The sequence below is a fragment of the Daejeonella sp. genome (assembly GCF_037719425.1).
In the GTDB taxonomy this organism is placed as follows: Bacteria; Bacteroidota; Bacteroidia; order Sphingobacteriales; family Sphingobacteriaceae; genus Daejeonella.
The window spans coordinates 50,877-56,785 of the sequence record NZ_JBBJNI010000007.1 but is presented as its reverse complement, the minus strand read 5'-3'; the positions used below and the strand labels follow the sequence as shown (position 1 = coordinate 56,785).

Sequence of the window (5,909 nt, the reverse complement as noted above, 5' to 3'; positions counted from 1 at the left end):
ACCTTTTCCTTTAAAGAATAGCGATTTTTTATAGGCGAGATTTCTGCCTACCCCCATATACGGCATACCTTCCAGTGCAAAAGATATATAGTTTAACGCAGTGGAGAATGTTTCAAACCGGATTATTTTATTTAATAGTCCCCCGCTGGATTCATACGGCGAATACCCGAGAACTATGTCTGTATTATTATTGAACAGCCTTTGCATTCGTGAGAGCCAGCGGTTCGAAGCGGGACGGCAATCGGCATCCGTAAAGATCATATTTTCGTTCTTACTGGCTTTGATTCCCATGGTGACTGCAAATTTTTTGCCGTGCTTGAATCTGGGATGCTCGCTGATGGTAACGACCTTCAAATTCTTATGCTCTGCAGAAAGATCTCTTAAATACCAGTCAGTGCCATCATTTGAACAATCGTTTACAACAACAACTTCGAAATCAGGGTGGTCTTGCTGCAGAAATGACCCCAGGTTCTTTTTTAAGTTCTCGATTTCATTACGGGCACAAATGATAATTGAAACCGGGCTTTCATCAAATGTATCCGGCTCGTCGATTTTGTAAGTAGCTAACTTCCGATGTATTACTATCGTATAGTATAGTTGTATTAAAAAGCAAATCTGAAAGGCAATTAAAACAATAATATACAAATAGTCCACGTGAGAAAATATCTTTTTAATTAGGTACAAATTTCTGATTTTTCAGATAACAATTGCTATTGTTTCCAAAATAAACCGAAAAAGCTATCAGCCGAGAATTTTCAGCTAAATTCTCTATTTCCGTACACATCGGGGCTGTGAGCCTTCAGTTTTCAGTTTTCATCTTCCAACTCTGGATTATTACTATTTTTACGGCTGTTTATAAATATTGAATGAAATTTAAGCTAGACGTTAAAGATAGCCATTCTAAGGCACGTGCGGGTGAAATTACAACCGATCATGGGATAATCCAAACTCCTATTTTTATGCCTGTAGGTACCGCAGGTACTGTAAAAGCCGTCCATCAGCGTGAATTGGCGGATGACATCAAAGCTCAGATAATTTTAGGTAATACGTATCATCTTTACTTAAGGCCCGGGCTTAATACGCTCGAAATGGCAGGCGGGCTTCACAAATTTAATGGATGGGACAAGCCGATACTAACCGATAGCGGTGGTTATCAGGTTTACTCATTGTCCGGGGTTCGTAAGATAAAAGAAGAAGGAGTTACTTTCCGTTCTCATATTGATGGGTCGAAACATTTGTTTACACCCGAATCTGTTATGGATACGCAGCGTGTGATTGGAGCTGATATCATTATGGCGTTTGACGAATGTACTCCCTATCCTTGTGAATACGGGTACGCCCGGCGTTCAATGGAAATGACTCACCGGTGGTTGAAGCGCTGTTGTGAGCATTTCGATAAAACCGGACCTAAATATGGCTTTTCACAAACCCTTTTCCCAATTATTCAGGGCTCCGTATACAAGGATCTTCGCAAGCAATCAGCGGAAATGATAGCTTCTTTCGAAAGAGAAGGCAATGCCATAGGCGGCCTTTCGGTTGGGGAACCAGCGGAAGATATGTATGAGATGACGGAAATTGTCTGTGATATTCTTCCATCCGATAAACCGCGATACCTTATGGGCGTAGGAACTCCCGTTAACATACTTGAGAATATCGCCCTTGGAATCGATATGTTTGATTGTGTAATGCCAACGCGTAATGCAAGGAATGGCATGCTTTTCACAAAGAATGGTATCATCAATATCAAAAATGAAAGATGGAAGAATGATTTCTCCCCTATTGAAGAGGATAGCGATCTGTTTGCTGACAGAAATTACAGCAAGGCCTACCTTCGTCACCTGGCACAGTCAAATGAAATGCTGGGATCCCAGATTGCAACTTTACATAACTTGCATTTTTACATCTGGCTGGTTTCAGAAGCCCGTGCAAAGATTATTGACGGAACATTCAGCGTATGGAAGAGTAAAATGGTAAAACAGGTCGCCCAGCGTTTATAGGTATGATTAAGATCATCGACTGGTACATCATTAAAAAATACCTGGGAACATTTATTTTCACGCTGGGTATTTTTACTGTGATCTTTGTCATTTTTGATGTTTCTGAAAAATTGGATGATTTCTTAAAACATGAAGCTCCCCTTAAGAAAATCATATTCAACTACTATGCTGGTTTCATCCCTTATTACCTCAATTTCCTTTCGCCCCTGATAAACTTCATTGCGGTAATTTTCTTCACAGCTAAGATGGCTGATCAAACGGAAATTGTGCCCATTTTGAGTGGCGGGGTCAGTTTCCGGCGCTTTCTATGGCCTTATTTCATCGCCTCCACGGTTATATTTCTGGTCACGCTTGTCTTCAATCTTTTTATAATACCCGAAACTAATGGACTTAAGATCGATTTTGAGAATGTCTATATAAATCCCAAATCGGATAATTCCAAGATGTACACTCATATGCAGATTGATAAAAATACATATGTGTACATCGAGAATTTTGACAATAACCAAAAGCTGGGTTATAAATTTACTCTTGAAAAATTCAATGGGTACGACCTTAAAGAAAAGCTCGTTGCCGATAAGATCACCTGGGATTCTGTGAAAACAAAATGGGTGATTGAGAACTATACAGTTCGTACGGTTGATGGATTAAAGGAAAGTATGAGTTCTGGACTGAAGAAAGACACCACCCTGGATATGCGCCCAAAGGATTTCCAGATCTATGACAACATTTATCAGGCAATGAATATGCGCGAACTTAACGTGCGCATAAACAAAGAAGAAACCAGAGGAACGGGGGTGATGATTGATCTGCAACTTGAAAAATATAGACGTTATGTATATCCTCTTTCTGCATACATACTAACCTTAATGGGTGTGTCACTTTCATCTAGAAAGGTACGGGGTGGCATCGGTCTTCCGCTTGGAATCGGAATATTTCTAAGCTTCGCGTACATCCTTTTTATTAGGTTTGCAGACATGTTTGCCCTAAAAGGAGGACTGCCTCCCATCATAGCGGTTTTCATTCCAAACATTATCTTCGGGATTTTGGGTATGTATCTGTTAGCAAAGGCTCCAAAATAACAGTCCTTTTGTAATCATTAATACGGACTATATTACAGGGGCCTGTACAGGTCTCCATTTCTAAACCAGTTCCAATGCTAACTAAAACAGCTGCTTCAAACAAAAATCTCATAATCCTGCACCTCACAGTTTTTGTTTGGGGCTTTACCGGGATACTGGGGGCATTAATTTCAATACCGGCTACCCAGCTGGTATGGTACCGTGTTCTTATCGCTTTCGCTACGTTGTTTGTTTATTTCTTGGTGGCCAAAATTCCGCTTAATGTGTCCCGCGCTGTATTCCTGAAATTATTCTTCACCGGTGCTATTGTCGGCTTGCACTGGATACTGTTTTTCCAATCGATAAAATCGTCTACCGTCTCGGTAACCCTTGTCTGCCTTTCATCACTAACGCTCTTTACAGCTATCCTTGAACCACTGCTAAAAAACCAAAAGATATCACTGTTCGAGATCATCACAGGCCTGATAATTATCTGCGGGATTTACATGATATTCAAATTTGAGTCAAGATATACGGTAGGCATAATCTTAGGTTTGAGTAGTGCTTTATGTGCGAGCATCTTCTCTATTATAAATTCCAAACAGATTCAGAATCGCCCTGCGGCTATTATAAGCTTCTATGAGCTCCTTGGCGCGTTTGTGTGGATATCAATCTATTTATTTCTTTCAGACGGTTATACGGCTTCCATGAGCCTCAATTTTGACGACCTGATGTATTTATTAGTCCTTGGGATCATTTGCACGTCCGTAGCATACGTCGCAGGGGTAGCAGTAATGAAGGAATTATCCGCATTCCGGGTCGCCCTCATTACAAATCTAGAACCCGTTTATGGGATCATTCTTGCCTTTATTTTCTTCGGAAAACGGGAGCAAATGACGCCTGGTTTTTATGCGGGAGCTGTAATAATTCTGGGCGCCATTTTTATGTATCCGGTTATAAAAAACCGGACCCGGAGGAAATAAGTCTGAGACTCTCGTCTCTCGAATTTCAAATTTTGTACACTAAGCGTCTTTAAAAACTACCGGAAAAACAACTCGGTTTGCTGCTTCAGCTTCGCCGGAAAATTAGTAAAAAAGCAAGGGCGGAGGTGCGCCTTTTAACCGACTTTCCTGGGCGCTCACTTGCAAATTGAAAGCACGCCTGACCCGTTAAAACTGTGGAAAGAATTACATCGCTGCCGTGAAGAATTTGTCCTGGAACAAAGATTGAAATTCATCTGAATTTATGAAGACAGGTGTGCAGCTCTGCCCGTGACAAAACTTCAACACCTTGTCATGGAGTCTGAACTTTTCCGGGTCTATAAAGCCGTAACACTCCGACAAAATCCTGTTTGAATTATTTGTCGGGAAAAAACAGCAGCTCCAAACTAATGCGTACTAGATTTCGTATTTTCATAGTAGCAAGTCCGGTTTTACAATCGTCGTTACCCAAATTTTATAAACGATGTCTGATACCAGATAATACGTAAATCCGAGTCGCAAAACATCGCTAATTCATCTTTTTATAAATTATTAAATAATATATAAGTTATTATTAATCAGAGATTTGATACAATGAATATAAAGTCACTAATAATATATTTAAAAATCTCATTCACCTAAAAGACTAAGTACTTTAGCAACCATATAAGATGTGCCACAAAAACACCTTTAAATCATTAATTATCAATATACTTATATGTTTTATATTAACTATAAATTCCCATAGCGTAAATGCACAGATTTTTGACAGTGGACAGAACCCTCCTGGCATAAAATGGATGGAAATTAACACCCCGAATTTTCAGATCCTCTACCCTTCTGAATTCAAAGACGAGGCACTGCGCATGGCAAACACTTTGGAGCATGTAATTAAAAGTGTGAGCAAAAGCCTTGGTAAGGAGCCGCGAAAAATCACCATCATCCTGCAAAATCAAGGAGTCGTTTCCAATGGATTTGTCCAGCTCGCTCCCCGCCGTTCTGAGTTCTTTACTGTCCCTCCCCAAAATTTTGACATGCAGGATTGGCTGAATAGTTTGGCTATTCATGAGCTGCGCCATGTAGTACAATTCGACAAACTTACGGGGAAATTGAAAAGGCCGTTTTTCGAAGAATTAGCCCTCGCAATATTTGGCATTACCCTTCCTCCATGGTTCTTTGAAGGCGATGCTGTCGGCATCGAAACAGCGCTAAGCCATGCAGGCCGTGGGAGGCTCCCCGACTGGGAAATTATCTTCCGAACAAATACACTAAGTGGCAAGGACTACTCTTACTCGAAAAACTATCTCGGATCATTCAAAGACCTCACCCCCGGTTATTACCAGCTCGGATATTTTATGACCAGCAAACTTAAGCGGGACTACGGTAAGGGGATAATGGATAGCCTGATGACAAGCATGTCGCGCAATCCATTCCGGCCCTATAACCTTAGCCGGTCTATCCGGAAATTTACGGGGCTCAATAGCCGATTGCTGCATGACTCTACAACTGCCGAATTAAACCGTTTATGGCAAGTCCAGGAAGGAGCTTCCATAACGCAACAATACCTGGCGATCAACAAACGCTTAAAAGCTGTCCCTGCCGACTATCTCTTGCCTGCGAGAATGAATACGGAGGAGGTTTTAGTACTGAGAAAAAGCCTTGATAAAACTCCTGAAATATTAAAATTGGACACAGCCGGAAAAGAGCGCCGGATTCTGAAAATTGGATTTCAAACTGAAAGCAACTTTAACTATTCACATGGCAAAATCGTTTGGGATGAATTCAGATATGATAAGCGTTATCAAAAACGGTCGTTTAATGTGATTAATATATATGACCTCGCCGCAGGCACCTATAAACAATTAACACAC

At 40.8% G+C, this 5,909-nt stretch carries 4 protein-coding genes and 1 pseudogene; 4 read left to right on the top strand and 1 reads right to left on the bottom strand.

Annotation, left to right across the window (positions count from 1 at the left end; genetic code table 11):
* Positions 1-684: glycosyltransferase (locus WKF69_RS02005; RefSeq protein ID WP_340379121.1), on the bottom strand; the 684-nt coding region annotated here is incomplete at its 3' end.
* Positions 685-866: 182 nt separating this feature from the next.
* Between WKF69_RS02005 and tgt the strand changes: the two genes are divergently transcribed.
* The 4 genes and pseudogenes from tgt to WKF69_RS01985 all read left to right on the top strand — a co-directional run.
* Positions 867-1,997, top strand: coding sequence for a tRNA guanosine(34) transglycosylase Tgt (gene tgt / locus WKF69_RS02000; protein WP_340379119.1), 1,131 nt, complete (start codon positions 867-869; stop codon positions 1,995-1,997).
* A 2-nt stretch (positions 1,998-1,999) separates the two neighbouring features.
* A complete protein-coding gene (locus WKF69_RS01995) occupies positions 2,000-3,079 on the top strand; it encodes an LptF/LptG family permease (RefSeq protein ID WP_340379117.1) in 1,080 nt (359 codons plus the stop codon).
* Between the two features lie 74 nt (positions 3,080-3,153).
* The gene (locus WKF69_RS01990) at positions 3,154-4,041 is read left to right on the top strand and encodes a DMT family transporter (RefSeq protein WP_340379115.1); all 888 of its coding nucleotides are present in this window, start codon (positions 3,154-3,156) and stop codon (positions 4,039-4,041) included.
* A gap of 797 nt (positions 4,042-4,838) precedes the next feature.
* Positions 4,839-5,909, top strand: a pseudogene (locus tag WKF69_RS01985) (hypothetical protein); the annotation flags it as partial.

Coding starts and splice junctions, on each gene's coding strand:
- WKF69_RS01990 (WP_340379115.1), top strand. CDS start 3,154: ATGCTAACTAAAACAGCTGCTTCAAACAAAAATCTCATAATCCTGCAC.
- tgt (WP_340379119.1), top strand. CDS start 867: ATGAAATTTAAGCTAGACGTTAAAGATAGCCATTCTAAGGCACGTGCG.
- WKF69_RS01995 (WP_340379117.1), top strand. CDS start 2,000: ATGATTAAGATCATCGACTGGTACATCATTAAAAAATACCTGGGAACA.